This window comes from Rhizobium sp. RHZ02, from assembly GCF_014851575.1.
GTDB classification, from domain to species: domain Bacteria; phylum Pseudomonadota; class Alphaproteobacteria; order Rhizobiales; family Rhizobiaceae; genus Rhizobium; species Rhizobium altiplani.
On record NZ_JACUZX010000074.1, the window covers coordinates 1 to 906 of the forward strand.

Here is a 906-nt window from a genome sequence, read left to right on the forward strand (position 1 = left end):
CGAGCGCCTATGCAGAGCCCGCCTCGATCAAGACGGCTGCCGTCCAGCCCCCCGCCTTCGACGCACAGCCTGGACTCTCCGGTGGGCTTCTCTCACCTCAAGAGCAGCGAGCGGTTGCAGCACAGCGCGCCTACCTCGACCAGCAGCCGTTCAATAAGGCCCCGTCGCAGTTCGGCAGCAAGGCCAAAGAAGCAGCAGGGAGCATCCTCGGCGCCGTCCTTGGTGGCCTCGCGCTCGGGCCTGTCGGCGCGCTCGGGGGTGGTCTTCTCGGCAACGTCGTCACGCGCCCCGGCGGGATCTTGGGGACCAACAGCCCCTCTTATTTTCCTGAAGCTCCGAAATCTCAATCTCGCGGAGACGGTTCGCTAACCTCCTACGGGCAGTCCGTTGCGAACACCTCCGGTCAATTCTCACGCGCTCTCTCTTCAGGCGGGAAGGGTCTCTACTGATGGCGAAAAACTCGATCTATGATTACTCCACGTCGGTTGGCAGCAATACCGACATCGCAGGGATTGGCATCCTCGGGACGAACGCCGTTCTGAATTTCGATGACGCCTTCCGAACCATCATGGCCCAAATCGCCACAGATGTTTCACCACGTCGGTTTGCCATTCAGGGCGCACTCTACGGCCTAACGCTCTCCAACAACGCAGGCGATGCGACGAACGACATCGATATTGCTGTTGGCATGGCGACGACGGACAGTACGACCGACCCGCGCACGATGGCTCTTGCGTCCGCCCTCACCAAGCGCCTAGACGCAGCATGGGCAGTTGGGACCAATCAGGGTGGACTAGACACCGGTTCGGTTGGGGACAACACATATCACGTATTTCTGATCCAGCGGTCTGACACGGGCGTTGTCGATGTTCTGTTTTCGCTTTCCGCGACATCACCAACGATGCC

General features: G+C 60.5%; 2 pseudogenes. Both read left to right on the forward strand.

Going from position 1 to position 906, the window contains the following annotated elements:
• Positions 1-449 (forward strand): annotated as a pseudogene (locus tag IB244_RS31540) (hypothetical protein); the annotation flags it as partial.
• Positions 449-906: pseudogene (locus IB244_RS31545) on the forward strand (hypothetical protein); the annotation flags it as partial. The pseudogenes IB244_RS31540 and IB244_RS31545, both read left to right, overlap by 1 nt.